This window comes from Paenibacillus tyrphae, assembly GCF_024158745.1.
GTDB classification, from domain to species: Bacteria; Bacillota; Bacilli; order Paenibacillales; family NBRC-103111; genus Paenibacillus_G; species Paenibacillus_G tyrfis_A.
Window position 1 is genome coordinate 440283 of record NZ_JAMZAW010000002.1, and the last position, 26330, is coordinate 466612.

The window sequence follows — 26330 nt, forward strand, 5'->3', positions numbered from 1 at the left end:
CGGCCGGCGTCCCTTACGGAACGAACCGGCCGTGCTTCTCCAGTTGCGGGCTAACCCTGCGCAGCCGCTCGGATTACCCTTTCAATTGATGCATCTCGCCCAGGCATTCGGCGCAGATATGTCTTTCCTTGAAATCGCTCACTTGCTCCATCGAGCCGCAAAATACGCAGCGGGGACGATACCTCTCCAGAATGATATGATCACCGCTTACCAATATTTCAACAGGATCGCCTTCGTTCATTTGGTATCTTTTGCGCAGCGATTTCGGGAGTACAATTCTGCCGAGCTGGTCGACTTTTCTTACTACTCCTGCCGGTTTCATCATCAATTCACCTCACTTTCACACGATTACGCTTGCCCTCCATATAGTTCGACGCTGATGTTAAAATTCCTTCCCATAATTGCGAGTTTTCTCCGTTGATTTCTATGAGAGTCGCATTTTCGTAACGAAATGGGTCGAACTTTAGGACAATTCTGGAAATCCGGTCTGCCGGAGCGCTTCGAACAGGACGATCGCCGCGGCGTTGGACAAGTTCAGCGAACGAACGGCGTCCGTCATCGGCAGCCGCATAAGCGAATCCGGGTGCTCGGCCAAAATCTCCGGAGCAAGCCCTTTCGTCTCTTTGCCGAATACCAAAAAATCGCCGTCTTGAAATGTCAAATCCGTGTAAACTTTAGACGCCTTGGTCGTGGCAAAAAAGAAGCGGCCGTCCTTGTATTTATCTTTCACTTCCTGAAACGAATCGTGATACTCCAGCTTGACGGCGTGCCAATAGTCCAGTCCGGCCCGCTTGAGAGTCCGGTCGTCGGTATCGAAGCCGAGCGGACGAACCAAGTGCAGCCAAGTGCCGGTCGCGGCGCACGTTCTGGAGATATTCCCCGTATTGGCCGGAATTTCCGGCTCTACCAGTACGATATGAAAAGCCATGCTGCTCCGTTTTCCTCCTGTATGCCTCATTAATTTTACATACGTTTTACCTTTTCTTAATACGAAGATGATAGTGGCTTGAGATAATGAATTCATCCAAGTGACTACAAAGGAGACTACCGAAATGATGAAGAAGAAAATTCTTGTCGTTGACGACGAACCTTCAATTTCGATGCTCATAGAATTCAACCTGAAGCTTGTCGGCTTCGAAGTGCACTGCGTCTACGACGGTGAAGCGGTATTCCAGGCGATTCAGCATTTCCGCCCCGATCTGATCGTGCTCGACCTGATGCTGCCCAAGATGGACGGTATTCAAGTGTGCCGCAAGCTGCGCGGCCAGAACAATCTCGTACCGATCATTATGCTGACGGCGATGCAGGACTTGTCCGACAAAATCGCCGGTCTCGATAACGGCGCCGACGATTATATGACGAAGCCTTTCAGCCCGCAAGAGCTGATTTCGCGAATTCAAGCGATCCTGCGCCGCATTCAGACCCTGCCTTCCACAAGTCCGAACACGCCGGTGTCCATCGGTCAGATCGTCATTCAACCCGATCAGCGGGAAGTGAAGGTCAAGGGCCAGCCGATCGAGCTGACGCCCAAAGAATTCGATCTGCTGCTCTTCCTGTGCAAGCACCGCGGCAAAGTGCTTAGCCGCCAGCAGCTGCTGCACGGCGTCTGGGATTATCATTTCCTCGGCGATACGCGGATCGTCGATGTGCATATCAGCCATTTGCGCGACAAGATCGAGACCAACGCCCGTAACCCTGAATATATCGTAACCATCCGCAACGTCGGTTACAAATTGGCCGAGCCCGCCATGAAAGAATCTTACGCCTAATATCCGATACAACGAGCGCCGCGCAAACTTGCCGCGGCGTTCTTGTCATATTCGCGCCGTACAAAAAGCAGCCTTCGCTCGGCTTCATGCCGTGGCGAAAGCTGCCGGACGGGTCCGATTACCCGTTGCGTTTTTGGAAATCAACCATAAATTCGGCCAGCGCTGCACAAGCTTCGTAAGGAACCGCATTGTAAGCGGAAGCGCGAATGCCTCCTACGCTGCGGTGACCGGCCAAACCGACGAAGTTGTTCTTCTCCGATTCCTTGACGAACGCTTTCTCCAGCTCTTCGCTCGGCAGGCGGAACGTGACGTTCATGATCGAACGGCTGTCCGGAGCGATGTTTCCGGTATAGAATCCGCCCGAGGCATCGATGACATCGTAGAGCAGCTTCGTCTTGGCGACGTTCTGCTTCTCCATCGCCTCTACCCCGCCGTTCTCCTTCACCCATTTCAGCATCAGGTTAACGACATAGATCGAATGTACGGGAGGCGTGTTATACAGCGACTGATTTTTGGCATGCGTCGTATAGCGCAGCATGACGGGAACATGCTTCGGCTCTTCCTGGAGCAGATCGTCGCGGATGACCGCCACGGTTACGCCGGCAGGACCGAGGTTTTTTTGAGCCCCTGCATAGATCATCGCAAATTTATGGGCATCGATCGGACGGCTCAAAATGCCGCTGGTCATATCGCCGATCAGCGGAATGTCTCCGGTTTCCGGAATGTCGGACCATTGCGAGCCTTCGATCGTATTGTTCGTTGTCATATGCACGTAAGCGGAGTTCGGATCGATCCGAATTTCTCCTGCTTTCGGCAGGCTTCTCCAGTTCGTTTCTTTATTGGAGGCGGCGACTACCGCTTCTCCGACAATTTTGGCATCCTGATACGCCTTCTCGGAAAAGCTGCCCGTTACGAGGTAGCTTCCGACCTTGCCAGGCTTCAGGAAGTTGAGCGGAATCATTGAAAACTGCATGCTGGCGCCGCCGCCCAGAAACAACACCTGATAGCCGGACGACAAACCGAGCAATTCGAGCATCAGCTCTTGGGTTTCACGGTTCAGCGCTTCATATTCCTTGCTGCGGTGGGAGATCTCCGTCAGCGACATGCCGATGCCGTTGTAATCGACGAACGTTTCTTGGGCTTTCTGCAGCACTTCGAGCGGGAGCGCAGCCGGGCCGGGATTGAAGTTGTACGCGCGCTTGGACATGTTTAAAACCCCTTCGCTTTTCATATGATATGGCTATGATAGCAAAGGTTGCAGCGCCGCATCAAGTGTAAGTTTCATGAACATCCGAAAGGAGAGAAGATTCCAATGGAACTGTCCGACCGCCTGTTCGTCGCCGTCCCTGCTCCGCCGTCCATGATCTCCACCGCCGAGTCTTGGGTCCTGCGACTAAAGGACCGGCTTGCCTTTGCCAAGTGGGTCCACCCTCAGGATTTGCATCTTACTTTACAGTTTTTAGGTGACGTTGAACGGGACCGAATCGATCGAATTGCGCAAGCGATCGGACAAGCGTCTGCGGGCGCGGCTCCCTTCTCGCTTCATTTTCAAGGCTTGGGAGTGTTCGGCAAACCGAGTGCTCCGTCGGTGCTGTGGGCCGGGGTGCAGGGAGAAGTGGAGAAATTAGGGCAGCTTCAAAGCCGAGTAGAGGACACGATGAAAACGCTGGGGTTCGCTGCGGAAAACCGTCCGTATAAACCGCATTTGACGCTGGCAAGAAAATTTACAGGTCCGGCCGGAAGTCATGCCGCAATGCTGGACGTTGCGCTGCCGGACGAATGGCATACGCCTTGGCGGGTTAAGGAAACCGTGCTTTATCGCAGCCGCTTGGGCAGCCGTCCGATGTACGAGCGTGTCGCCTCTTTTCCTCTCGGCTGAAAGAACGCGAACAATCGTGAGCTTGGCAGAGGCAAGGCAGCAGGACATCGTACCCTGAGGCGGGGCTAATCGCCCGTCAAGAGAGCGGCCTCGCCCGGTGGGGCCGTCCGTTCGGGCGGCAGGATCATCTCCTCAATGGTCAAAAACTCCATGGCTTTCATCGGATTCATGCCTAGCTGACGCAGCATATCTCGAATATCGAGCAATATGGTTTTGTCCATAGCTACCTCTCTCTCCAATGGTTATCCTCAGGGTCTCCCTTGTTCTATTTCTGTATTGTAACGGAATGTACCGCACTTTTGATAGTCTAAAATGGCTATTTTATCGACTCTAAAGAATTTTTTAGCGGGTCTGTCAAATCACGACAATAGGCGCATTTATGGTATATTTTGTCACTGGGCCTGGTCGTAAGTCACCGTTTGTCTCATCTTCAGCTGTACGACGATTTTGCGAAGCGACTCTTTGTTCAGGCCGAGCTCGTTCAGCTCCTGAATCAATTGAACCCACTCCTGGTCCAGCGTCTCGGGCTTGTCCCCCTGATCGTGCAAAATAAGCGTTTGTACGTTTACGCCGAGTACGGGCGCGAGCTTCCGCAGAAATTGGATGGACGGATTCGATTGCAAATCCCTTTCGATTGAACTCAAATAAGACTTGGCGACGCCGGCGCGGGCGGCAAGCTCCGTAAGCGACATGCGCTTTTGATGTCGAAGGGACTGAATTCTTGCCCCGATCATGATTAATTCCTCCTTAATGTTCCCGAAGGCCGAGTTTTATAGTTCTAGTTCTATATTCATACTAATTGTATCATATTTTGATACATTTTGTATCTTAATTTAAAAAATTTTATTATTTTTTGCCTATTGACCGCCACTTTTTTTTGAAATATGGTTCTTCACAAACTTTGCTACGTAATGTATAATCTAGTCAAGCTTGAATTCAACAGATTTCGACAAAAGTGATACCGAGACTAGTACATCGGCAATGTTTTGGAGGGAAATGGAAATGGTCAGAATCGGGGACAAAATCGCTCTGCTCCGCGAAAAGCATGCGCTCACTCAGGAAGAGCTTTCCAGTAAAATCAACATTTCGCGCGCTTCGCTCTCTCATTACGAGAAAAACCGCAGGGAGCCGGACTACGAAACCGTGGTCAAAATTGCAGATTTTTTTAAGGTATCCATCGATTACTTATTGGGAAGGACCGAGGACCCAAGAGTCGTACTGGAGCCGGAAGTACGGGCTTTCGTAGATAGTCTGGAGCTGTCCGACGAAAAGATTATCGACCGATTTTCCTTAACCGTAGACGGCATGAAACTGACTTTTGACGAGGCGAAACGGTTCATCGCCTTCGTAAGGGCCGAAAGATCGCTCAGATAACGCTGCGAGCCTCCCCTCCTGTTAAGCAAGCAGCCTAGCTCGATCCTCATTTCCATACAATTAGGTATACATGCGCCCCGCAATGGCAATAATGGGCAATTGGGCGTCCTGCACGGTTCGCGGCGGATCGTTTATCCTGGCTTCGTGCGGCCGGGCGGTACGGACGACTGGGCTGAGGGCAGCTCCCGGACCGGATGATTACGCTCCGGACAACCCTTAAGCTCGTCCAAAAAACGGTTGATTTTATCAGGGTGAATCCCAAGCTGCTTCATTGTGCTGCGAATATCAAGGGCAACGTTTCTGCTCATGACTCCAAATCTCTCCTGTACAGGTTTGGGTATGGGAAGCCCCCTGCTTCAAATAATTGGATTTGAAAAATCAGGGATAAGTTGCAACGGCATCTTGTATACTTATTGTATCATAAAACAGATACAAATTGTAACCCAATTTTTCGCTTTTCCTTGCCATTTGGTAACAAAATTCACCCAAAACAAGGAAGAACCATCCTTCACAAATGTCGATACGTAATGTATAATTTAATTACTTCCTAACACAGTCTGGGAGCTTGACCCCTCGTTACGGCCGTTCTTTATAGAAAACAGGCCCCGCTGTGACAAAAGAAGCAAACGCATTCAATTGGTCTGGGAAGTTTGCTCCTGAAACGGTTTACTCCGGATTGTTTTTTCGTTATCGATTAGGCACAACGACTCATTCGCGACAAACGAAAAGACCTAGAACGAAACATTTCGTCCTAGCCGGAGGACTATCGTATACTTAAGATGATCGGGGTGAGAACAGTTGGGGCAAATTGGAAACCGCATCGCTGCATTAAGGGAAAAGCAAGGATTGACTCAAGAAGAGCTTTCCTTGAAACTCGATATTTCCCGCGCCTCCCTCTCTCATTATGAGAAGAACCGCCGGGAACCCGACTACGATACCCTGGTGAAAATCGCCAATCATTTCAAAGTATCGATCGACTATTTGCTTGGTCGGACTCAGGACCCGGAGATGGTGCTGGATCAGCAGGTCAGACAATTCGTCGACAGCCTGGAGCTGTCGGACGAACGGATTTTGCAGCATTTTACGCTTACGATTGACGGAAAACAGCTCACGCCGGAGGAAGCCAAGCGGTTCATCGCCTTTGTCCGGGCAGAGCGGTCCTTTTAAGCATTTTAAATAAAGCCCCAGGCTTATGCCTGGGGCTCCGCTATGTTCCGCGCGCCGGCTATTCGGTATCCTGCTTTGGACCCTTTAAAAAATATTCGGTCACAATCTTAGCCCATATTTCATAGCCCTCATCGTTGGGATGTGTGGCATCGCTCAACACTTGGTCCAGGTTCATTTTATTTTTAGCGAGCGTCTCGTTCATTTCCTTATAAATATCGATATATTCCCAGCCGTTTTTCTCGATAAACGCTTTGGTGCCCTGAATGTAATCCTCGTACGTAAGCCCCGCCTTATTCTTGACCTCCCCGTGTCTTCTGGGGTTAGGAGACAATAAAACAATTCTGCTTTCCGGCAGGCCCTGCTTTAGCCGGTTCACAATCGTTTCAATGTTTTTATTTGTCGTTTCGATCGTTATATTTTGCAGGTAATCGTTCAATAGGCTTGTCTCAAAAAGAACGACGGTCGGCTTTTGACGAATAATCCGGTCGGGAATTTGATGGTCGATCAAATTTTGGGTGGAAAAACCGTTAATTCCCCCGTTGTTGAATTGCAGGCCGCTTAGCCCCGGCTGCTTTTTCAAAGCCTGCACCAGCTGACTGACCCAATTCTTCTCTTTCTGCGAGGCTCCCATGCCCCCTGTGACGCTGCTCCCCATCGTAGATATAGACAAGGCTTTGTTATGCGCCGCTTCGTATTCCAGCGTCTTGACCACGGGAGAAATTTGACGGCAAGCGGTTCGATGGGCCAAAAAATATTCAGGATTGGTGCAACCCGAGGAGTTACTCATATCTAACGAGGATATTCCGGCAAACAATAGGATGGTTAAACTTTTAATGAAATCCAATAGATTCATTCTGTAACCTCCACTTCTCTTGTTGTCCCTTGGATCATGATGGTTCCAGCTCTATACTAAAGTTATCGATTATATGCGAATTCGTATATTCTCCCGTGCTTGCGCTGAAACCGATAGCCCGCAATGGATCCGCTCCATCGACAGCTTCGGAAAGCACCCTCACCCGGTCCAGCATGACGACCAGCTTTTCTCCGGTAAATTTGATTTCGACGTCGTGCCAATTATAATCTTCCGTCTTCACGGTTTCAAACGAAGCCACTTTATTGGTAATGCTACGTTTCACCAAGGCGATATAATTGCTCGCCGGATCATTTAATTCGGGATTGTAAAAATTATCGAAAATCACGGCGTAGCCTTCCGCCGGCTCAAAGCCCAAATATCCTCCGGAAGGCGCCGCTTCCGACGGTCCCGCCACCCACAAAAAAGCAAGACCGTCCCCTCCCGTGCCTCCCCCGGCCTTATAGCGGAAGGAGACCTTCCACCGGTCGGCCACATTCGTCTTGAGCCACGCGGCTCCCGCCGAATTCAGATTGGGGGTCGTTAAAACCATCGTCCCTTCTCCCCGGAAGGCCGTTCCCCGATAGCTCCATAACCCGCTATCTTCCTCAAACGTATCCGTAATCAACGGAATACGCGTACCCGTATTGCTTGCTCCAGGCGAAGCCGGCGAATCGTCATTTTTCAAGAGCGATGCACTCTGTCCAGACTCTTTCTGTGCAAATAATACCATCATTAAAATCGTAATCGGGAACAAAAGGATAAGTTTTCGTCTCAAGTGTGACTGCTCCCTTCTGGTTGACGACGGCTCTGTTTATTTTTCGGCGGCCATATGCTTGCTCAAAATGTTCTCCCCAGCTTCCACCGGAATATTTAACAGCTGCAGCAAGTGCTTGGACTCCAGATACAGTTTATGCGTGCCCTTGGAAATTCGTAAGCAGGAGCAAACGAGCTCGTAATCGATATTCAAATATTCCGCAAGCCGCTTGTATATTTTCACATCGTAGGTTTTACTATCCTGGCATTCCGTGCAGACAAAGCTGACCGCGTAATTGGTCCCTTTCCCCGATTCCTCGTCCGTTTCAAAGAAAAACACTTTCTTGATCCGATTGCCGCAGGTACAAATCATGTTCCATATCTCCTATGCACAACAATATGCATTGATGGTTACTTAAATGCATAGCCGGACGATCTCCGTCCAGGTCGTGCACAGCTCAACTGTGTTCTCTTCAAAAGCTCCGGTGCCGTTCTGGATTTCGATCAACTCAAGATCGGTCAGCGCGCGAATGCTGTGTCTCGTTCCGGCCGGAATCTGAATGACGTCGCCTGCCTGAACCGGTTGAAGCCGCTCATCGAGGATCATTTCCCCTGTGCCGGAAAGCACGGTCAGCACTTCGTCATGCATGCGATGAACCTGATAGCTGTGATGCTTACCGGCCAAGATGCACAGCCTTCGGGTTAACGCCTTGTGGTCGTTCTCGCCAAGAACGCAATCCAAGATTCGGTATTTTCCCCATACTCTTTCCTCATACATGGGGGGCTGCTCGATCGATTTGATGATATCTTTGATCTTCGGAGTCGATTCCTTGCTTGCCACAAGAATTCCGTCCGGACTTGCGGCAACGACTACATCCGGCACATCCAGCACGGTAATGGGAATGTTCAGCTCGTTGACCAAATGCGTATTTTGGCTGGCGTCCGTCATGATTCCCGTGCCGATAATCGGCGTACTCATCTCTTCCGTCAGCGTATTCCAGGTGCCCAGGTCTTTCCATACTCCATCGTACGACAGCATAGCGATATTTTTCGTTTTCTCGACAACTTCATAATCGAAGCTGATTTTGTCCATTTTCCCGTACTGTCGGACCAATTCCTCATACTGAATGGGCAGGCCTTTTTTAATCAACAGCGTGATGATGAAGTCGAGCTTAAACGCGAAGATCCCGCAATTCCATAGCGCGGATTGGGCAATCAGCTCCGCCGCTTTGCTTTGCGTCGGCTTTTCTTGAAAGTTGGCCACTCGCATGAACGGTTCGTCGCTGTCCGTACTCGGCTCCGGCACGATATACCCGTATTTTTCGGATGGAAAAGTCGGCTTTACTCCCATCAGCGCCAAGTCCGCCTTCGATTCCCGCAGTACATCCTCCAGCTTCTTAATATGCTCGAAGAACGGATCTTCCACGTAAGGATCGACGGGAAGAATCGCTACGCATTCTTCGAGACTGACGCTTTCCACAGAGTACAAGTAGACGGCAGCCAGAGCGATCGCCGGAAACGTATCCCGTCTCTCCGGCTCGATGATCAGGGGAACCTGCTCGCCGATCTGGCTTTGCAAAATTTCCCGCTGCACCTTTCCCGTGGCCACGTAGGCGGACTGATCGATATCGGCGTGTTTCAACTGCCGCCATACCCGTTCAACCATCGATTCGAGCTGCCCTTCGTCGTTGCGCAGCACCTTCAAAAATTGCTTCGACCTCGTATCGTTCGATAACGGCCACAGACGCTTGCCGGAGCCGCCGGACAATAAAATGTATTTCATGATAAGCACATCCTTTTCATGGTATCGTTTTGTTCGCCCGCGGTTCGCAGCAACACCTCGTTCACGTGATTTGCCGCATGACTCCACGTATATTTGGACAGCACAAAGTTGCGGCAGACCTCCGAAGTAGGCCACGTCTCCCGCTCCCGGTACAGACGAACTAGCCCTTCGGCAATGGCATCCGCGCTCGTATCCTTGAATAAAAACCGGGAGTCGAACGGCGTCAAAATCTCCTTGTTCCCTCCGATGGGAGTCGCCACCACCGGTACTCCGCTGGCGAGAGCCTCAATGGTGATCAAGCCGAAGCCTTCCAGCGCCTGGGTAGGAACAACGAACAAATCCGAGGATTGATAATACAAGGGGAGCTGATCCTCCGGCACATATCCCAGCAAACGAACATGATGTTCAAGGCCGTATTCCCGGATTTTCTCCTTCAATTCGTCGGCCAGCGGCCCCCTTCCGCCGATGAGCAAGAGACTGTTCGGCTCCTCAAGCACAACCGTTTTCCAGGCTTCCAGCAAGTTGAGCAAGCCCATCCGCTTGACCAAGCGTCTCACGGTCAATACGACAAACCGGTCGGAAGGAATGTTCAGCTCGGCTCTTGTCTTCTGCCGGTCGGAGGCTGGCTTGAAGTTATCGATATTGGTCGCTCCGGGCACAATTTCGATTTTCTCAAGCGGAATCCCGTAGGATTCGTGTAAAATGTCTTTAAAAAATTGGCTCAGTACAATGAAGCGGTCGCCAAGCCGGTACGTACTCATCTCGATCTTCCGGGCCACCGAGTTTCTCAACCGGTTGACCAAATCAAGCTTCTCTACGCCCAATTCGTTCGCCCACGGGCCGTGAAAGCTCATCACCACGGGAATATTCCGTTTCTTCGCTTCCAGAGCCGGACCCAGAGCATACGGCGAGAAATGCGTGTAAAGCACGTCGATCGGACGGCTGTTCATAATGGCCGCTGCTTTTTTTCGGAAGGCCAACTGCCGCAGCAGCATCATCTTATGGGGCTGCGTGGCCTGAATGATTTTGATTCCCTGATGCACCGGCTGTTCCGGGCTGCTCACCATGGCTTCCAGATCATGGATTTCGGAAAGCTTCTCGCATATCGAACGAAAATATGTGTTTAATCCTCCTGGCTGATACACGGGCCATCCCATTCCCGTTGCCAATATTCGTAATATTGACATGCTGATCCCCCTACCTTTATTCGGCAACTCCGCTATTTTGAACCCTTTTTAATTCATACAGCTTGATTTGCGTCAAATATTCGTAATAAGCCCACAGGGTCGCAACCGTGAGGCCGGCCAGCCCTTTCTTGAACAGCCCGTGAACAAAATATTTTTGCCCGAAGCGCAGAACCGGGCGGAACAGCAGCCGCATCAGACTGAAATTTTGGTTGGCGGAAAGCGCTTTTTGCGCTTCCAGGGCGGTGTATTTATTAAACCGGATGACATGGTCATCGATGCTGCGGTAGCCGTCATGCCATAGAATTCCCGGCATAAATCCGATCTTGCGTCCTTCCGGTTCCGGTCCTTCGTGAACCTCCGTCTCTCGAATGGAGGTGACTTTCCGGTTGTACATCCGCGGAAGATTCTCCCCTTTATCGAGCCATTTCCCCATAAAATTGCCGATCCGGTAAATGTTATAAATATCGGCGTCGGCCGTTGTGCCCGCTTTCCACTGCTTAATGGAATGTTTCAGTTCCTCGTTCGCAAATTCATCCGTATCGATGAAAAAGATCCAATCGTGGGCCGCCTTCTCCGCGGCAAAATTGCGCTGCTTGGCAAAGCCGGGCCATGGATTGACATAGACTTTGCAGCCCAGGCTTTGCGCGATTTCCACCGTCGCATCCTTGCTTCCCCCGTCGACAACAACAATCTCATCCGCAAAATCCTGGCATGAAACAACGGCTTTGGCGATTCGTTGCTCCTCGTTTTGAGCGATAATCGTCACCGATATGCGCTTGACCTCGGAGTTGTCCATCTCCTGATTGACTCCTTTCGTTTAGGTGGCATTTGATTTGAGCCGTTGCGTGATTTTTCGCTTAAACCATAATAAATCGCCCTGTGTCGGGACAGGACGCGGCATCGGGACCTTCAAGCTGAGCGGAAATTGAAACATGATGAAGCAGAATCGTACAAAGGTTGCCGCTAACAGCGCACAAGCCGCCCCCGTCAAGCCGAAGCGCGGAACGAGAATGATGAGCAGCGGAATGCTGATGGAGAGGCCAACCGCTTGGAGAAGGGATACTTTGCCGGGCTTTCCCAAAGCCATGAAGGTTTGCGCCAACACCCAGACCGCGCCGCTTAATACCGTCTCAAGAAGCAAAATCCATATAATACCCGTCGCTTCCCTATATTTCTCGCCATACAACAAGATGAGCGCCGTCGGCGAAATGACCATTAACACCAAGGCAATGATGCAAGTGCCCGTCGAAGCGATCCGGAATACTTTCATCGTGAGCGAAATGGTCTCTTCCTTGCTCATGCCTGCGGCTTTAGGCAGCAGGACAATCGCAATGGCATTTTGAAAAATGCCGACCATCCGCGCAAGGCTTAAAGCGACCAGATAGAGACCCAGGTCGGTCGGTGTCATTAACCGCACCATCACCACCTGGTCCATGAACAACGTTAACGTGGCCACGATATCGATCAAGTAGGAGGAAAGGCCGTACGTGATAAGCCTCTTGACCGACGAGACGATGCCTTTCAACGAAGTTTTGTACACGCGAAACAGCTGATATACGGTATAAATCCCAATCGGAACATTGGGAAGAAAATACGATAAAGCCGAAGTGAACGGCGTGAGATGGCCCGTGAGCGCCAGCCCCAACAGCATGATCAGCGTCGCGATCACCGGCAAATACCGTCTTCGGTTGAACCCCCTGAAATCTTCGCGCCCCTGCATGACGGCGTTTAAATAGTTCGTAAAAAGTACGCTTGGTGCAAAAAACATCAAAATTTGTGCCAAAACTACCGTTTCCTGCGAATAAGAGCTCAGCCAAACCGGAACAAACCAGATACCTAGAGCCGTAATGAATACGCTGGTTCCCAGATGAATCAGGCACGCGGTATAAATAAAGTGTCCGGATTCTTGCGGATTTTTCTTCATGTTGTAGATTACGGAGGTTTGCAGGCCGAGCGTAAACAATTGCCCGAGCAGCGACGGCCAGAGCATGATCGCCGATTGCTCCCCTCTCCCGATCGGGCCTAAGAAACGGGCGCAAATGATTCCCGTTCCAAGGTTCAGAAGAACGATAAACATGCTGGTCATGATGGTTCTTATCGTATTGGCCGCGCTTGATTTTTTACTCAACTTGTTCTGAAGACCGGTCCATAAAGGAATGAACCTTTTCCTTGCTTTTTCGGGTAGTATAGACATGAGCCGCGACATCCTTTAGTCTCCTTTAGTTGATGGTTCGGAGCCATTCCAGCCCATAGCAACGCAAAACCAGATCAATACGCCTAGAATCGAATTGTAGCTGTTGGAGAAAAACAAATTGGTGAATGAAGCGGTCATGACGGCAATGCCGAATCGCGTATAGCTTCTCTCCCTTAAGCTCATCCCCTGTTGACTGCACAAGCTTTTGAACAAGCTCCAGAGCCCATAACAAAAAGCGGCAGTTCCAATCAGACCGTAGGTCATCATAATACTGCCTATCCCGCTATCGAATACGCCGGTTTCTTGGCTAAGCTCGCCGCCGTTCTGCAATCGCGTGGCCGTCCCCAGGCCGCCCAGTCCCAAGCCCTGCGGATTGCCGAGGAGCATCGGCAGCAGCTGGTTGGTCAAATCCATCCTTTCGTTAAACGAATGATCGTTCTCCATATCCCCAAACGTAGCAAACCGGTTCAGCAGATCCTGTCCTTGCGGCACAACCAGCAAGCATGCGTAAATGAACAGGATAAAGCCGGCGAGAATGCTAAACGATTTCAAGCGGTTCATTTCTTTCGAAATCGCGATAAAGACGATTAAGGCGACGGCGGCCAGCACCCATCCCGAGCGCACCAAGGTCACCATCGAGCCCATCGCTACCAGCATGACGCCGGCCCATCCGAAAGCCCCCCGCCATTTTTTGACCAGCAGCATCGCGGCAAACGCCAACGAAAGATAGCTGCCTGCGGGACCCGGAGAGTTGAGCGTCGAAAATACCCGGATTTCAAACGGGTTGGGCTTGCCGATCGACGTCATTCCCGAATAATCCATCCAAAACGCATCCCATGGCGGGACCGCAACAAATTGGATCAGTCCGTAGCAGGCAATGAAGACGGCAAGATGGACGAAGCTGATCATCCAGGTATCGCGTTCTTGAACCGTTGGACGGTAAGCTACGATATAAGGCAGCCACAGCAAAGGCACCAGCGTATTGGCCAGGTCGAACAGACTGGCCGATCCGTTACGCGCAAGCCCGATGAGCAGCGCATACCCCAGCGCCCCAAGCAGCCACAGCAGGCCCTTGCCCGCTTGCCCGGGAAAATCGCCCAGTGCACGGACGATCGGGATGACCATCAGCAGGCTGACGACGAGCGGAAGGACGCTGATCATCGACATCGAATGGTAAGAATCCGTCAACCAATCGTAGATTCTTCGCATTTCGGGCGCCGTAACCCAGACAAACAGATTGTAAGGAAGAAACCACAGCGAATTATGCCATGCCAGCAGCAAAGCCGGAAAGACGACTAACATGACGACAACCAGCTGCATCATGGAATCGCCGCTTTTTAATCCGATGGCATAGCCTAAATAACCTGCAAGCAACCAAGACAGAATGATTTTTCCTATCCAGTGGCCGTATAATTTGCCGCTTATTTTCAAGTATCCTGTTTTATGCAATTGGCCGTTCCTCCTACAGTGTCTTTAAGACAGCGAAACGCCAACGGACTTTCTTTGCTTCGTGCTTTCCAGAAATGCGCGGTATTTCGTTTGCAGATGCTGGTCGAACTCGCTTTTAAACCGGTCGACGTTGAATTTCTCCGCGTGCGCCCGAATAAGCTCCGGATCCCAAGTCATGCTCTCGCACTGCCTGACGGCATCGGCCAACGAAGCCGCATTCGGCTGCTCGAAATAGACGCCGTTAAGCGGTGGACGGATCGTATCGAGCGCTCCGCCTCCCTTGTAGGCGATAACCGGCCGGCCCGCGGCGTTGACTTCAAGCGGCGTAATGCCGAAATCTTCTTCCCCGGGAAAAATAAACGCCCGGCACTGCGACATCAGCTTGGCGACTTCCTCGTCCTCCAACCGGCCCAAAAATTGAACGTTGCTTTTGGCCATGCCGCGAAGCCGCTCCAGATCGGGCCCGCCGCCGACCACGTACAGCTTGGCGCCGATTTGATTGAACGCCTCCACCGCCAGATCGATTCTTTTGTAAGGGATAAGACGCGAAACGATCAAATAAAAATCGTCCACCTGCTCCGAGATCCGGTAACGATCCGTTTCGACCGGAGGGAAGATGACGCTGGACTCCCTGCGGTAACAATTGTGAATTCGTTCTTTCACGATCGTGGAGTTCGCGATGTACTCATTCACCCGGCCGGCCGTGTTCCGGTCCCAGTATTTTAAATATTTCACATAAAACCGCAGCCCGTTTTTGATGAGAGGCGAATAGGATTCCCGCGAGATGTACGTTTCAAAATCCCACGCAAACCTCATCGGGGTATGGCAGTAGCATAGATGGAACGTTTCTTTCGGAACCTTGATTCCTTTTACAAAAGCGAAGCTGGACGAGATGACGACATCGTATTCGCGAAAATCCATCTGCTGAAGAGCAAAGGGATAGAGCGGCAGCAGCTTCTTGAAATTGGCTTCGATCCCGGGAATTTTCTGGGCCCATGTTGTCCGGATATCGGCGCCCTTCAAGTCGTGCATCATTTTGTCAAAATTGGCGGCTAACGTGTAGATCGGAGCTTCGGGATACATTTGATGCAGAACGGCAAGCACCCGCTCGGCCCCGCCCATCTGCGTCAGCAGATCGTGAACAAGCGCTACTTTCAATTCCGAAGGCCTCCTTTATATTTTTATTCTTCCGCTGATGACTTGAGGATAGAACGACGTAATTTTTTGAACCGTATGTTCGATCAAGAACAGCTCCTTCACCCGGTTCATGGCCTTCTCGCCCATTTCCTTGCGCTCTTCCGGATGCTCAATCATCCATTGAATGGCTTCAATTAGCCGATCCGCTTTTCCCGGCGGAATGAGCAAGCCGGTTTCTTCGTTCAGCACGATCTCCCGGGGCCCTCCCGCATTGGACGCGATGACCGGGAGCCCGACCGCCATGCCTTCGACGATCACCTGGCCGAAAGGCTCCGGAATGACGGACGTGTGAACCAGCAAATCCGCTTGGCTCATCAATTGGGAAATATCGTTCACATGTCCCAGCATCTTGACGTTAAACAAGCCGTTCTCGCGGATGTATTGGATGAGCTGCTGCTTGTAGACCGCATCCGCTTCGAAAAGCGCGTCGCCGGCGATCCAAAACTCGACATTCCGCTTGGCAAAGGACTTCGCGGCTTCCAGCAAAATATGCTGTCCTTTCCAATCGGCCAGCCTGCCGACCAACAGCACGATAAAGCGGTCGTCCTTATCCTCAAGCTCCGGTTCGTTCTTCCGTCCGATTTGACCGAAGTAAGAAGGGTAGGCAATGGTTTTTTTCTTGGACGTCGCTTGCGACAAATTCAAAGTAGCCATCGTTGCATTGGAGTTGGCGATGACGCCGTCCGGCAAATATTTCACCAGCAGCTTCATAAAAAAAGCGACGATTTTTCGCAAATACGGCGCCTCGATGATGTCATGAATATGCCAAATGAGCGGTATGCCGGCCGACTTGGCGGCCACGGCACCGTAGATGGCGGATTTCAGAGAATTCGTATGAACGCAGACCACTTTTTCTTCCCTAAGCACTCTACCAACGGCTTTTCCGTATAAATAAGTTTTAATCGCAGAGCTAAATACTTGGAAATTAATTGTATTGCGATTTCTATTTCTAACCTTCTCGTCCAAATGGATGATTCGAACGTCCATTCCTTTTTCTCTTAAACGTTCTGCGAGCGGACCGTCCTCTGCCAACACGACTAACGGTTCTACGGTTTGATCAAGATTGGTCAGCAGATTAAACAGCGCCACTTCACCGCCGCTCCATCTGGCAGTATGATCCAAGTATGCTACGCGGTACATGCGACACATTAACCTCCCTTCTTACCTATAAACTTATAATGAAAAGTGACCCCACATCACTGAACCTTCTGCTCCCGGATGACCATCGGATAAAATTCGGTAATCCGTTTCACGGTCGATTCAATCAAAAAGTGTTCCTGCACACGCATCATGCCCATTTCTCCCATGTGCCTTCGTTCCTCGGGATGATCGATCATCCATTGAATGGCCTCGCTCAGCAGATCCGGCTGTCCCGGCTGAATGAGCAGTCCGGTGACATGCGGCACGACGATCTCGCGCGGTCCCCCTAAATCCGAGGCGATGACCGGCAAACCGTTCGCCATTCCTTCCACAATAACCTGCCCGAACGGCTCCGGCATGATGGAGGTGTGGACCAACAGATCGGCTTGCTGCAGCAAAGACTGGATATGCTCGACGTGCCCAAGCATCATCACATTCGTTAACCCGTGGTCCTCAATAAACTGCTGCAGCCGCTTTTTGTATCCGTCGTTGCCGAACAAGGCATCGCCGGCCAGCCAAAACTGGACCTCCGGCTGCTGCTTGAACCGCTTCGCGGCATCGAGCAGGACATGCTGTCCTTTCCATTCGTCCAGACGTCCTACGAGCAAAATGACAAACTGCTTCCGGTTCGAGGATTGACCGAGCATCGATCCGATCGGGCCGTTGTACGACGAATAGGCAACCAGCGTTTTGACGCTCTGCGCTTCGGACAGATGCAGGGAAGACATGGTCGATTTGGAATTGGCAATAATGCCGTTCGGCAGCAGCTTAGCCATGATGCGAATAAATTTGGCGATGACAGGGCGCAAGTACGGCTCTGCAATGTTATCCCGAATGTGCCAGACGAGGGGAATCATGGCGCTTTTGGCTGCGATTGCCCCATAGATGGCTGATTTCAACGAGTTGGTGTGTACGCACGATACTTTTTCCTTTTTCAGCAATTTGCCGATTTTCAACCCGTACTGGAAAAATTCAAGAATGGAGACGAATAAATGCATGTCCAGTTTGTTCCGATTCCGGTTCCTCGTTTTGTCATTGAGCAGCATGACCCTAACGTCGATACCTTTTTCCCGCAGCTTTTCGGCCAGCGGTCCCTCCTCGGCAAGAATGACCAAAGGATGGACCGTTGAGTCCATATTCGTAAGAAGGTTGTACAGCGCTACTTCTCCTCCACTCCACCTGGCCGTATGATCCAAATAGGCAACCCGAAGCATGGCAATTTTTCCATCCTTTCTCCAGTAATACCACTCCTCTTGAGACCTTCACGCATCATTTGTTTGTTTCGTTACGTGGCTTCCCAGATTCACTTGGCGCAACAACCATCGGATATCGTCACGAGTGATGAGCAGGCGTGGAATTGTAGTTTTTAAAGTAAATTTGTATTGACTCAGTATGAAGACAAAGCGAATGCAGGTTGCGGTGAGCAGCGATATTCCGGTAAAAAGCAAGCCGTATCTGGGAACAAGCAGCACCATAAGCACAAGGCTCACGGAAAGACCGATCACTTGTTGAATCGAGCAAATGCCGGGTTTTCCGACAGACATAAACGCTTGCGACAAGATTAAAGTGCCGCCGCCGATGACAACCTCCAGCAGCAGAATCCGAAAGATGCTGACCGCTTCGTGATACTGCGAGCCGTACAACAAATTCAATACCAAAGGACCGATAAACATAAAAAGAAGCGCTACGATCAGGGTGACGAATACGCTGATGCGGAACACTTTTTTGACGAGCTCAATCGCTTCCTCCTTTTGGAGGCCCGACGCTTTGGGAAAGACGACCAAAGCCAGCGAGGTTTGAATCACATTGACCACTTTGGCCAGACTGACCGCGACCAGATACAGCCCCAGATTGGAGGGGGACAGCAGCATGATGACGACGACCTGATCCATGTACATGATCAACGTGCCCATGACGTCGACGCCGGAAGACCGGAGGCTGTAGGAAACAAGATTGCGGACGGACTGCTTCATCTGTTTCAAGCGGGGAAGATACCGCCATAGCAACCGCACTGTCAGCCCCAAGGTAATGGGAATGGTCGGCAGCGCATAAGCAACAGCTCCGCTGAAGGGCGTCAGCTTATTCGTGAATATCAATACGAGCAGGATCAGCACAGTCCCGATATGGGGTAAAATACGCAATTTATTAAAAAGTGTAAATTCCCCCCTTGCCTGCAAAACCGAGTTATTTATATATTCTAAAAGCAATACGGGCGAAGCCAACATAAACCATTGTGCGTATCGAACCACTTCCGGAGAGTAGCCGTGCAGCCAATAAGGGATACCGGTGAAGCCGATCAGCAAAGCCGCGCAGCCGGTCGCCAGACATAACAGCACTCCCGCTACGTACAGCCCGGGGGAATCCTCCTGGCGCTTCTTTAAATTAAACAACAGCGCGGAAGGAAGCCCCAGCATAAGCATACCGGCCAAAAAAATAAACCAGAGCGTCATCGCGGAAAGCTCGCCCTTGCCGACCGGGCCGAGATATCTGGCGGTCAGGATGCCGGTGATCAAATTCAACAGAAAGATCAGCATGGTCACGGTCACCGTGCTGATCGAGCTGGCCGTACTGTCTTTTCTGGTAAACAGGCTTTTGACTAAGCCATAGACGTTAGAAATATCCAATCCCTTGCGAAACAAGGACATGAAACTGTTCATTTTCTCTCCTCAATTCGTTCGATAGCCGGAAGAGGCTTGATCCCTAAAGCGGCGACAAACCATACAATGGCTGCTCCAATCCCTGACATTCTATTTTCGAATGTTAAGTAGCATACGGCACTGACCAAGACGCAAAGCGCCAGTCGAACGTATTTTTGATCGGCTGGCCCGGCTGTTTTATGCAATCGGAACAACTGTTTCGCGTACAGCCATATGGCTCTTAAAAACACAATGGCGCCAAAAATTCCGAAGGTCAAAAACAAAGCGAAAAATCCGTTATCAAAGTTCCCATACTGTCCCAGCTGTCCGCCATTTTCCAATTTCGTCCCTGTTCCTACGCTGCCCAGCCCTTCGCCGAACGGATTCCCAAGCAGCTTCGGAATCATACTTGCCGTGAATTCCATCCGGTCGTTATACGAATAGTCGTCATCGATGTTGCCGAGCGATTGGAACCGTTCGACCAGTTTGTCCCCGCCTGGAACGACCGGGATAAGACCAACGCCCAATATGGCAATCGCACAGATCAGCAATAAGCCTTGCGCGCGTCTTTTGGCATTGCTCAGCAGCAGGTAGAGCAAGATCGCCACCACCATCGTCACCCAAGACGCTCTAACCAACGTAATGATTAATCCCAAAGCCATAACCGGCACGCCAAGCCACCCCATGAAGCCCCGCCACTCTTTCTCGACCAGCATGGCCAGCAAGGCGACGGACATGAACATGCCCGCCGGACCCGGCGAGTTCAGGGAAGAAAAGACGCGGATTTCGTAAGGCACAGGCAGCCCGTTTGTCGACATCTCGACTTCATTCATCCAAAAAGCGTCCCAAGGCGGAACGACAAAAAATTGAATGATGCCATAAACGGCCACAAGCAATGCGATGTTCACATACGATTTCATCCACAAACGGCGCTCCGCATGTCCGTGAGAGCGGAGCTCGGCATATACTAAAAACAGCAGAGGGACTATATAATTCGCAAAATCGAACAGGCTGGCAAACCCGTTCCGTATCAATCCGATCGCAAGCCCGTAAATCAAGGCGATTAAAAACAAGATCAGTACGTTTCGGATAACGGGCGTCATCTCCCAGCGTCTCCGCACAATCGGGATGATGACCGTCAAAGTGACCAGCAGCGGCAATACGCTAAACAAAGAAACCGGATGATATTCGTTGTGGTACCATTCAAACAACCTGCGTATTTCCGGGTTAACCGCCCATACGAACAAGATATAAGGAATTAACCACTTCGAATCGGTCTCCGCCATAATCAGGGCCGGAAAAAACATGGATAGGATGATCGTTAATTGAACGGCCAGCTGCTTCTCAAGGAGAGAGCAAAAAAAGCCGATCCCTACCGAAACAACGAAGGCGAGCCACATCCATGCCGGAATTTGCAACCATCCCGCGGTCTTTTGCAAAGGTATCTTCATACTGCTCCTTTTAACACATGTCTACGTTTCTGATTCCATAAACACAAATCCGATTAAACGAGCGTTCACTTGCTCGTGGTTTTTCTTCCATTTCCGCACTTCATCCAATTTTACGGTTTTATGCTTGACGACGAGCACCACGCCGTCGCACTGGGCCGCCAGCATCAGGCTGTCCGTTGTCCACTCCGCAGCAGGCGAATCGATAAACACGAGGTCGTATTCACCGGCGAGCTGACGCAAGATCAGCCCAAGCGTTTCCGAGGCCAGCAGCTCCGTCGGATGCAATCCCGTAACTTCTCCCGCCGGAATGACGCTTAGCTCCTCAACATGGGTGCGCACGACGGCATTTTTTAGCGGCAGTTGTCCCGTCAAAATGTTGGAAAGCCCTTCTTCGTTGGAGATGTGAAAATAGTGGTGCTGCACCGGTTCGCGAAGGTTAGCATCGATCAGCAGGACCCTCTTGCCGGCTTGGGCGAAGGAGACGGCCAGGTTAGCCGTCAACTGCGATTTCCCTTCCTTGGGCTTGATCGAAGAAATCAAGATGATGTTCTTGGTTTCATTCATGCGAAACGAATATTCCAGCTTCGTACGAATGGACTTGTAGTCTTCGGATGCTTGTGCCTTAGGATTCGTTAGCGTAATTAAAGCGGTATTAACTGAGCTTGGCATACGTCGGATCACCAACTTTTCGATTCATTGTTTTCGCTTCCCGCCGCTTCCAATCTTTCTTGGTCGTGACGGATACGTTGCCTAAGGGGATCAAGCCGAGCTCGGCTTCCAAGACAGCCGGGTTTTTGATCGTATCGTCAAGCGTTTCTCTTGCGATAATAAAACCTACCGACAGCAGCAGCGATACGACAAACGCCAACAAGACGTTAATCAACAGCTTCGAGGTCGCTTTCGGCGCTTCGCCGTCGGCCGGCCCGTCCGGGAGAATGTAAATGTTGTTCACCTGCATAATGTTCGCAACCTGCGATTGGAACACTTTGGCGACGGCATTTACAATCTGATTGCCGTACTCGTAAGAGCTTTTCGTAATGGAAATGGTCAGCAGCTGAGAGTCCTTGGACGAGCTTACCTTCAGCTTCTTGGACAAATCCTCGGCGGACAGCTTCAGATCGGGGTATTCGGTTACCGTTTTGTTAAGCACGGTCGGAGATTTAATCAGTTCCTTGAACGTGTTAATTAACAAAATATTGGTATTGACCGCACCCAAGTCCAGCTTGTCTCCACTGTTTACGATAAGTCTGACGGACGACTCGTAAGAGGGGGGAAGAACTTTATACGTGACATAGAACGAAGTCAAGCAAGCAATAAGTACAAATGAGACGATCCACAGCAGTTTTCTTCTCACTGCCCGGATATAATATACAAAATCCATACCCTACCTCCGAATGTTAGCTCTTATATGACCTCGGACAAGGCTCGGTACTGATGGTGCTCTTGGGAACTTCCGATACCGATGCCCTCGTAATGATAACCAAGCTGGTTCATCATTGCGGCCGCCAGGAAGTTTCTGGTATCGAGTACGTATTTATGATTCATGCGGCTGCCCATATCGCTCCAGTTCAACAGGGCGTAATCTTCCCAATGCGTCAGCAGCACAATGGCATCCGATTGGTCCGCCACCTCTTCCGCCGCATTGCAATACGTTACCGCCAAGTTCGGGTTGAAGATATGGAACATCTCCATTCCTTGCGGATCATGCACCTTGACGCTCGCCCCTTGGTTGATCATGCCTCTGATGATGAAGCTAGCTTGCGTATGGCGCGTATCGTCCGTGTTGGGCTTGAACGTAAGACCCAAGACGCCGATCGTCTTGCCATAGAGCGTCCCTAATTTTTTCTTCACTTTTTCCACAATATACGCATGCATTTCCAAGTTCGATTCCATGGCGGCTTTGACTACATTAAGCTCGCGCCCGTGCTTCCGGCTGGCAGCCAAAAACTCCGCCGTATCTTTTGGGAAGCAGCTTCCGCTCCAACCGCTGGATACCTGCAAAAATTTGTTGCCGATCCGCGAATCTAAGCCCATGCCTTTGGATACCTCCAGCACGTTGGCTTGCATGGCCTCGCATAAACGGGCGACTTCGTTAATATAGCTGATTTTGACGGCCAAAAAGGCATTGGACGCGTATTTGATCATCTCGGCGCTGCGGGTATCCGTCTCAAAATAAACGGGCAGACCGCTCTCCCGCTGCGGGTTGAAGCCGAGCTGGCGAATAATTTCGTAAGGCTGCTCTATGTCGACAAGCTTGCTGTACAACTCTCTCATGATCGTTCTTGCCCGTTCGTTCAACGTCCCGATCACGATCCGGTCCGGCAAAAATACGTCTTCTACCGCATAGCCTTCTCTTAAAAATTCCGGATTGCTGATGACGCTGAAGTGAACGTTGCTTTTTAGCCCCGAATGCTCTTCGATGATGGCGCTGACATGCTCGGCCGTTCCGACGGGAACAGTCGATTTATTGACAATGACCGTATAACCGTCAGGCTTTATGGCTTTGGCGATGTTGATAGCCGCTCCTTCGATATATTTCAGATCGGCACTTCCGTCCGGTCTTGACGGCGTACCTACGCCAATAAACACGACGTCCGCTTCCGATACCGCATCGTACTCGACCGAAGCGTTCAGCGTCACCCCGGCATACGTTTTAATCAGGGTGTCCAAGCCTGGCTCGAAGATCGGGCTCTTGCCTTCGTTAATCGCCTGCACCTTGGATTGATCGATATCAATGACGGTCGTCTGATAACCGAGCGCAGCAAAAGCCGCTCCGGTAACGCTGCCGACATAACCTGCTCCTATGCAAACAACTCTCATGGTTTGCCTCCTTATACGACGTTTTGTTTCATGTCAGCTTCATGTTTCGCCCGATAAGCGTCAATCGTTCGTAATAACCCCTCTTCCAATTCAATGATCGGTTCCCAGTTCAGCAATCGCTTGGCTTTCTCGATATTGGGACGGCGAACTTTCGGATCGTCTACGGGTAGCTGGTGGAACGTAATGTTGCTGTCGGTATTGGCCAATTGCTTGACCAACTGGGCCACTTCGATAATTTGATACTCTTTCGGATTGCCGATGTTAATAATTTCGCCTGTGGCCAGATCGCTCTCCATCATCATTTGCAGGCCGCGAATATTGTCGTCTACATAACAAAAAGACCGGGTCTGCGTTCCGTCGCCATATACGGTCAGGTCTTCCCCGCGAATAGCCTGGGATACGAAATTCGAAATGACTCTTCCGTCATCGTTCCGCAAGCCGGCGGAATACGTATTGAAAATTCTCGCAACCTTCACTTCCACGCCATAGCGTTTATGGTATTCGTAGCAGTAAACCTCGCCGAGTCTCTTCGCTTCGTCGTAGCAAGCGCGAGGGCCCCAAGTGTTCACATTGCCCCGGTATTCCTCAGGCTGAGGGTGCACTTCCGGATCGCCGTAGGCTTCGCTGGTGCTCGTGTACAGCATTTTCGCTTTCTTAGCCTTGGCCAACTCCAGCATATTTTGCGTTCCCAGCGTATTCACTCGCATCGTGCCAATAGGATCATTTTGGTAGAATTTAGGAGAAGCAGGGGAGGCTAAATGATAAATTTCGTCGACATGTCCGAGCTTCTCAAGCTCTTCCGTGACGTCGTTCGAAATGTCCATTAACAAAAACTCGAAATTCGGATGAGTCAATTCCTGATGCAAATTCGAGATTAATCCGGTAGACAATATATCGATACCGATGACATGGTGGTTTTGCTCAAGCAAGCTCCGCGTAAGATGAGAGCCGAGAAAGCCGGCCGCCCCGGTGATGACAATTCTTTTCATGACAATTCTCCTATTCTTAATGAGTATTGCTCTTGATCATGACACGCAGCGTGCCGAAAATGATTTTGATATCCAGCCAAAACGAAGCGCGTTTAATATAATACAGGTCATGGTGCAAATTTTCGTGAATCGGCTTTTTGCGGTCCTCGCTAATTTGCCAGAGCCCCGTAATCCCCGGTTTGACGGAGAAACGCCCGTTTTCTGTGTCGGTATAGTATTGTTCGACGATAGACTTCTGCTCGGGACGCGGACCGATAAAGCTCATGTCCCCTTTTAAAATATTGAACAGCTGCGGCAGCTCGTCGAGACTCGTTTTGCGGATGAATCTTCCGACCTTGGTTACCCGGGGATCGTAATCGTTCTCGGGAGACCTTCCTTCGCGGGCAACATGCGTATACATGGAGCGAAACTTGTAAATGACAAACGGCCTGCCGCCTTTTCCGATGCGGTGCTGCTTGAAAACGACCGGGCCCTCCGACTCTAACTTGATGAGAATGGCAACCATGATCAAGACCGGGAGCAGGAATAGGATAAATGCTATGCTCAAAATCAGGTCGATCGCTGTCTTTACATACTTCACATACACATCGGACGATTTGGTTATATCGTCTTCCATCGAGTCTTGATAAGTCGCGGAGTCCAAGTAAGACGCCCTCCTCACTTAAACAACAATCTTTTCAATTTTTAAATCTTTGGCGATGTCCTGCAAATACGTCCCGAACTCTTCCGCCAGCTCTCGGTTTCTTAGCGCGTATTCGACGGTGGCCTTCAAAAAACCAAGCTTGCTTCCCACGTCGTAAAGCGTTCCTTCATATATATAGCTGTAAATGGATTCCCGCGCAGTCAACACTTTTAAAGCGTCTGTCAGTTGGATTTCCCCGCCAACGCCAGGCGCTGTATGTTCCAAAATATCAAAAATGGCCGGACTCAAAATATATCTTCCCGAAATCGCCAGATTCGATGGCGGATCCTGCTTCGGTTTCTCTACGAGATTATGAACCAAATGCACGCGGTCCTCGATACGTTCCGAGACGACCACCCCATAATTTTGCACTTCGCTCCAAGGCACCGGTTCGACGGCAATGACCGAACCGCCCGTTTCATCATACACATCTATCATTTGTTTCAAGCAAGGCACTTTATGATTGATGATCATATCGCCGAGCAGCACCGCAAAAGGCTCATCCGCAATAAACTTTCTTGCGCTCCAGATCGCATGGCCAAGGCCTAAAGCTTCTTTTTGCCTTACATAGTGAATGTCCACCATATTCGTGATTTCTTTCACGATATGAAGAAGATCGTTCTTTTGTTTGCCTTCGAGAGTGATTTCAAGTTCAAAGTTTTTGTCAAAATGATCCTCGATCGACTTTTTGCTGCGTCCGGTCACGATGATGATATCTTCAATTCCCGACTGGATCGCTTCTTCTACGATATATTGGATGGTAGGTTTGTCGACGATAGGCAGCATTTCCTTGGGCATGGCTTTCGTTGCCGGTAAAAAACGGGTACCCAGGCCGGCAGCCGGAATAACAGCCTTTCTAACTTTTTTCATGAAATCCACTCCATTATTTTTATATTGAAAAAATGTTGCCCGAGGCATCTAACCTCTCCTCACGTCACACTCTCGACGATACACGTCTAAGGTTTAGCCAACCCACAGCATGACCGAGTACCTCCGTTGATAACGGT

Annotated in this window: 29 protein-coding genes; 4 read left to right on the plus strand and 25 right to left on the minus strand. The window is 50.6% G+C overall.

All coding sequences use genetic code 11. The features are described from left to right. Positions 1-73: 73 nt before the first annotated feature. Both NI000_RS04705 and trmL read right to left on the minus strand, forming a co-directional pair. The gene (locus NI000_RS04705) at positions 74-322 is read right to left on the minus strand and encodes an AbrB/MazE/SpoVT family DNA-binding domain-containing protein (protein ID WP_010496298.1); all 249 of its coding nucleotides are present in this window, start codon (positions 320-322) and stop codon (positions 74-76) included. A gap of 141 nt (positions 323-463) precedes the next feature. Further along, positions 464-928 carry a tRNA (uridine(34)/cytosine(34)/5-carboxymethylaminomethyluridine(34)-2'-O)-methyltransferase TrmL gene (gene trmL / locus NI000_RS04710; RefSeq protein ID WP_054977773.1) on the minus strand — a complete coding sequence of 155 codons (465 nt, stop codon included), beginning with the start codon at positions 926-928 and terminating at the stop codon, positions 464-466. A gap of 124 nt (positions 929-1052) precedes the next feature. On the opposite strand from trmL, the gene NI000_RS04715 reads away from it, so the two are divergent. Continuing rightward, positions 1053-1769 (plus strand): response regulator transcription factor, encoded by a 717-nt coding sequence (locus NI000_RS04715; RefSeq protein ID WP_025851217.1) that lies wholly within the window; start codon positions 1053-1055, stop codon positions 1767-1769. Positions 1770-1887: 118 nt separating this feature from the next. Here the strand turns inward: NI000_RS04715 and serC are convergent, their stop codons facing one another. Next, positions 1888-2976 (minus strand): 3-phosphoserine/phosphohydroxythreonine transaminase, encoded by a 1089-nt coding sequence (gene serC / locus NI000_RS04720; protein WP_253408186.1) that lies wholly within the window; start codon positions 2974-2976, stop codon positions 1888-1890. A 105-nt stretch (positions 2977-3081) separates the two neighbouring features. Between serC and thpR the strand changes: the two genes are divergently transcribed. Then, entirely contained in the window at positions 3082-3648 is a 567-nt protein-coding gene (thpR, locus tag NI000_RS04725) for an RNA 2',3'-cyclic phosphodiesterase (protein WP_253408188.1), read from the plus strand. Between the two features lie 65 nt (positions 3649-3713). Here the strand turns inward: thpR and NI000_RS04730 are convergent, their stop codons facing one another. Then, positions 3714-3869, minus strand: coding sequence for a hypothetical protein (locus NI000_RS04730; RefSeq protein WP_253408190.1), 156 nt, complete (start codon positions 3867-3869; stop codon positions 3714-3716). Between the two features lie 171 nt (positions 3870-4040). Beyond that, entirely contained in the window at positions 4041-4382 is a 342-nt protein-coding gene (locus NI000_RS04735; RefSeq protein ID WP_216797286.1) for an XRE family transcriptional regulator, read from the minus strand. Between the two features lie 268 nt (positions 4383-4650). Here NI000_RS04735 and NI000_RS04740 point away from each other — a divergent pair, with 268 nt between their 5' ends. Next, positions 4651-5022 carry a helix-turn-helix domain-containing protein gene (locus NI000_RS04740; RefSeq protein ID WP_010496289.1) on the plus strand — a complete coding sequence of 124 codons (372 nt, stop codon included), beginning with the start codon at positions 4651-4653 and terminating at the stop codon, positions 5020-5022. A 131-nt stretch (positions 5023-5153) separates the two neighbouring features. On the opposite strand, the gene NI000_RS04745 is transcribed toward NI000_RS04740, so the two are convergent. Beyond that, a complete protein-coding gene (locus NI000_RS04745) occupies positions 5154-5330 on the minus strand; it encodes a hypothetical protein (protein WP_253408192.1) in 177 nt (58 codons plus the stop codon). Positions 5331-5820: 490 nt separating this feature from the next. Between NI000_RS04745 and NI000_RS04750 the strand changes: the two genes are divergently transcribed. Then, positions 5821-6189: a helix-turn-helix domain-containing protein gene (locus tag NI000_RS04750; RefSeq protein ID WP_010496287.1), complete on the plus strand. Its 369-nt coding sequence runs from the start codon at positions 5821-5823 to the stop codon at positions 6187-6189. 58 nt (positions 6190-6247) lie between these two features. Here NI000_RS04750 and NI000_RS04755 read toward each other — a convergent pair whose 3' ends face one another. From NI000_RS04755 to galU, 19 genes are all read right to left on the minus strand, one after another. Beyond that, a complete protein-coding gene (locus NI000_RS04755) occupies positions 6248-6901 on the minus strand; it encodes an SGNH/GDSL hydrolase family protein (RefSeq protein WP_253408194.1) in 654 nt (217 codons plus the stop codon). Between the two features lie 175 nt (positions 6902-7076). Continuing rightward, positions 7077-7727, minus strand: coding sequence for a lectin-like domain-containing protein (locus NI000_RS04760; RefSeq protein WP_253408196.1), 651 nt, complete (start codon positions 7725-7727; stop codon positions 7077-7079). A gap of 126 nt (positions 7728-7853) precedes the next feature. After that, a complete protein-coding gene (locus tag NI000_RS04765) occupies positions 7854-8168 on the minus strand; it encodes a hypothetical protein (protein WP_253408198.1) in 315 nt (104 codons plus the stop codon). Between the two features lie 42 nt (positions 8169-8210). Beyond that, entirely contained in the window at positions 8211-9578 is a 1368-nt protein-coding gene (locus NI000_RS04770; RefSeq protein WP_253408200.1) for a sugar phosphate nucleotidyltransferase, read from the minus strand. Then, a complete protein-coding gene (locus NI000_RS04775) occupies positions 9575-10765 on the minus strand; it encodes a glycosyltransferase family 4 protein (protein ID WP_253408202.1) in 1191 nt (396 codons plus the stop codon). The genes NI000_RS04770 and NI000_RS04775 overlap by 4 nt, the downstream gene beginning before the upstream one ends. Before the next feature lie 16 nt (positions 10766-10781). After that, positions 10782-11561 carry a glycosyltransferase family 2 protein gene (locus NI000_RS04780; protein ID WP_253408204.1) on the minus strand — a complete coding sequence of 260 codons (780 nt, stop codon included), beginning with the start codon at positions 11559-11561 and terminating at the stop codon, positions 10782-10784. Positions 11562-11582: 21 nt separating this feature from the next. Then, positions 11583-12893 carry a lipopolysaccharide biosynthesis protein gene (locus tag NI000_RS04785; RefSeq protein WP_253408206.1) on the minus strand — a complete coding sequence of 437 codons (1311 nt, stop codon included), beginning with the start codon at positions 12891-12893 and terminating at the stop codon, positions 11583-11585. Between the two features lie 81 nt (positions 12894-12974). Further along, on the minus strand, positions 12975-14408 hold the full coding sequence (locus NI000_RS04790; RefSeq protein ID WP_253408208.1) for an O-antigen ligase family protein: 1434 nt from the start codon (positions 14406-14408) through the stop codon (positions 12975-12977). A 24-nt stretch (positions 14409-14432) separates the two neighbouring features. Beyond that, positions 14433-15566 (minus strand): glycosyltransferase, encoded by a 1134-nt coding sequence (locus NI000_RS04795; protein ID WP_253408210.1) that lies wholly within the window; start codon positions 15564-15566, stop codon positions 14433-14435. A gap of 15 nt (positions 15567-15581) precedes the next feature. Beyond that, positions 15582-16745, minus strand: coding sequence for a glycosyltransferase family 4 protein (locus tag NI000_RS04800; RefSeq protein ID WP_253408211.1), 1164 nt, complete (start codon positions 16743-16745; stop codon positions 15582-15584). A 56-nt stretch (positions 16746-16801) separates the two neighbouring features. Continuing rightward, positions 16802-17959, minus strand: coding sequence for a glycosyltransferase family 4 protein (locus NI000_RS04805; protein ID WP_253408213.1), 1158 nt, complete (start codon positions 17957-17959; stop codon positions 16802-16804). A gap of 48 nt (positions 17960-18007) precedes the next feature. Continuing rightward, positions 18008-19402 (minus strand): oligosaccharide flippase family protein, encoded by a 1395-nt coding sequence (locus NI000_RS04810; RefSeq protein ID WP_253408215.1) that lies wholly within the window; start codon positions 19400-19402, stop codon positions 18008-18010. Beyond that, complete coding sequence (locus NI000_RS04815; protein WP_253408216.1) at positions 19399-20832, minus strand: O-antigen ligase family protein; 1434 nt, start codon at positions 20830-20832, stop codon at positions 19399-19401. Before NI000_RS04815 ends, NI000_RS04810 begins: the two co-directional genes overlap by 4 nt. 21 nt (positions 20833-20853) lie before the next feature. Continuing rightward, positions 20854-21501 (minus strand): CpsD/CapB family tyrosine-protein kinase, encoded by a 648-nt coding sequence (locus tag NI000_RS04820; RefSeq protein WP_253408225.1) that lies wholly within the window; start codon positions 21499-21501, stop codon positions 20854-20856. Beyond that, on the minus strand, positions 21485-22213 hold the full coding sequence (locus NI000_RS04825; protein WP_253408227.1) for a YveK family protein: 729 nt from the start codon (positions 22211-22213) through the stop codon (positions 21485-21487). Before NI000_RS04825 ends, NI000_RS04820 begins: the two co-directional genes overlap by 17 nt. 23 nt (positions 22214-22236) lie before the next feature. Beyond that, positions 22237-23652: a UDP-glucose dehydrogenase family protein gene (locus NI000_RS04830; protein WP_253408241.1), complete on the minus strand. Its 1416-nt coding sequence runs from the start codon at positions 23650-23652 to the stop codon at positions 22237-22239. An 11-nt stretch (positions 23653-23663) separates the two neighbouring features. After that, the gene (locus NI000_RS04835; protein ID WP_253408243.1) at positions 23664-24641 is read right to left on the minus strand and encodes a UDP-glucuronic acid decarboxylase family protein; all 978 of its coding nucleotides are present in this window, start codon (positions 24639-24641) and stop codon (positions 23664-23666) included. A 16-nt stretch (positions 24642-24657) separates the two neighbouring features. Then, the gene (locus tag NI000_RS04840) at positions 24658-25284 is read right to left on the minus strand and encodes a sugar transferase (RefSeq protein ID WP_253408244.1); all 627 of its coding nucleotides are present in this window, start codon (positions 25282-25284) and stop codon (positions 24658-24660) included. Positions 25285-25302: 18 nt separating this feature from the next. Continuing rightward, positions 25303-26193 (minus strand): UTP--glucose-1-phosphate uridylyltransferase GalU, encoded by an 891-nt coding sequence (galU, locus tag NI000_RS04845; protein WP_253408246.1) that lies wholly within the window; start codon positions 26191-26193, stop codon positions 25303-25305. Positions 26194-26330: the final 137 nt, after the last annotated feature.

Coding starts and splice junctions, on each gene's coding strand:
- NI000_RS04765 (WP_253408198.1), bottom strand. CDS start 8,168: ATGATTTGTACCTGCGGCAATCGGATCAAGAAAGTGTTTTTCTTTGAA.
- NI000_RS04815 (WP_253408216.1), bottom strand. CDS start 20,832: ATGAAGATACCTTTGCAAAAGACCGCGGGATGGTTGCAAATTCCGGCA.
- NI000_RS04820 (WP_253408225.1), bottom strand. CDS start 21,501: ATGCCAAGCTCAGTTAATACCGCTTTAATTACGCTAACGAATCCTAAG.
- NI000_RS04800 (WP_253408211.1), bottom strand. CDS start 16,745: ATGTACCGCGTAGCATACTTGGATCATACTGCCAGATGGAGCGGCGGT.
- NI000_RS04775 (WP_253408202.1), bottom strand. CDS start 10,765: ATGTCAATATTACGAATATTGGCAACGGGAATGGGATGGCCCGTGTAT.
- NI000_RS04770 (WP_253408200.1), bottom strand. CDS start 9,578: ATGAAATACATTTTATTGTCCGGCGGCTCCGGCAAGCGTCTGTGGCCG.
- NI000_RS04705 (WP_010496298.1), bottom strand. CDS start 322: ATGAAACCGGCAGGAGTAGTAAGAAAAGTCGACCAGCTCGGCAGAATT.
- serC (WP_253408186.1), bottom strand. CDS start 2,976: ATGTCCAAGCGCGCGTACAACTTCAATCCCGGCCCGGCTGCGCTCCCG.
- NI000_RS04740 (WP_010496289.1), top strand. CDS start 4,651: ATGGTCAGAATCGGGGACAAAATCGCTCTGCTCCGCGAAAAGCATGCG.
- trmL (WP_054977773.1), bottom strand. CDS start 928: ATGGCTTTTCATATCGTACTGGTAGAGCCGGAAATTCCGGCCAATACG.
- NI000_RS04780 (WP_253408204.1), bottom strand. CDS start 11,561: ATGGACAACTCCGAGGTCAAGCGCATATCGGTGACGATTATCGCTCAA.
- NI000_RS04735 (WP_216797286.1), bottom strand. CDS start 4,382: ATGATCGGGGCAAGAATTCAGTCCCTTCGACATCAAAAGCGCATGTCG.
- NI000_RS04715 (WP_025851217.1), top strand. CDS start 1,053: ATGATGAAGAAGAAAATTCTTGTCGTTGACGACGAACCTTCAATTTCG.
- thpR (WP_253408188.1), top strand. CDS start 3,082: ATGGAACTGTCCGACCGCCTGTTCGTCGCCGTCCCTGCTCCGCCGTCC.
- NI000_RS04810 (WP_253408215.1), bottom strand. CDS start 19,402: ATGAACAGTTTCATGTCCTTGTTTCGCAAGGGATTGGATATTTCTAAC.
- NI000_RS04730 (WP_253408190.1), bottom strand. CDS start 3,869: ATGGACAAAACCATATTGCTCGATATTCGAGATATGCTGCGTCAGCTA.
- NI000_RS04745 (WP_253408192.1), bottom strand. CDS start 5,330: ATGAGCAGAAACGTTGCCCTTGATATTCGCAGCACAATGAAGCAGCTT.
- galU (WP_253408246.1), bottom strand. CDS start 26,193: ATGAAAAAAGTTAGAAAGGCTGTTATTCCGGCTGCCGGCCTGGGTACC.
- NI000_RS04825 (WP_253408227.1), bottom strand. CDS start 22,213: ATGGATTTTGTATATTATATCCGGGCAGTGAGAAGAAAACTGCTGTGG.
- NI000_RS04805 (WP_253408213.1), bottom strand. CDS start 17,959: ATGCTTCGGGTTGCCTATTTGGATCATACGGCCAGGTGGAGTGGAGGA.
- NI000_RS04830 (WP_253408241.1), bottom strand. CDS start 23,652: ATGAGAGTTGTTTGCATAGGAGCAGGTTATGTCGGCAGCGTTACCGGA.
- NI000_RS04835 (WP_253408243.1), bottom strand. CDS start 24,641: ATGAAAAGAATTGTCATCACCGGGGCGGCCGGCTTTCTCGGCTCTCAT.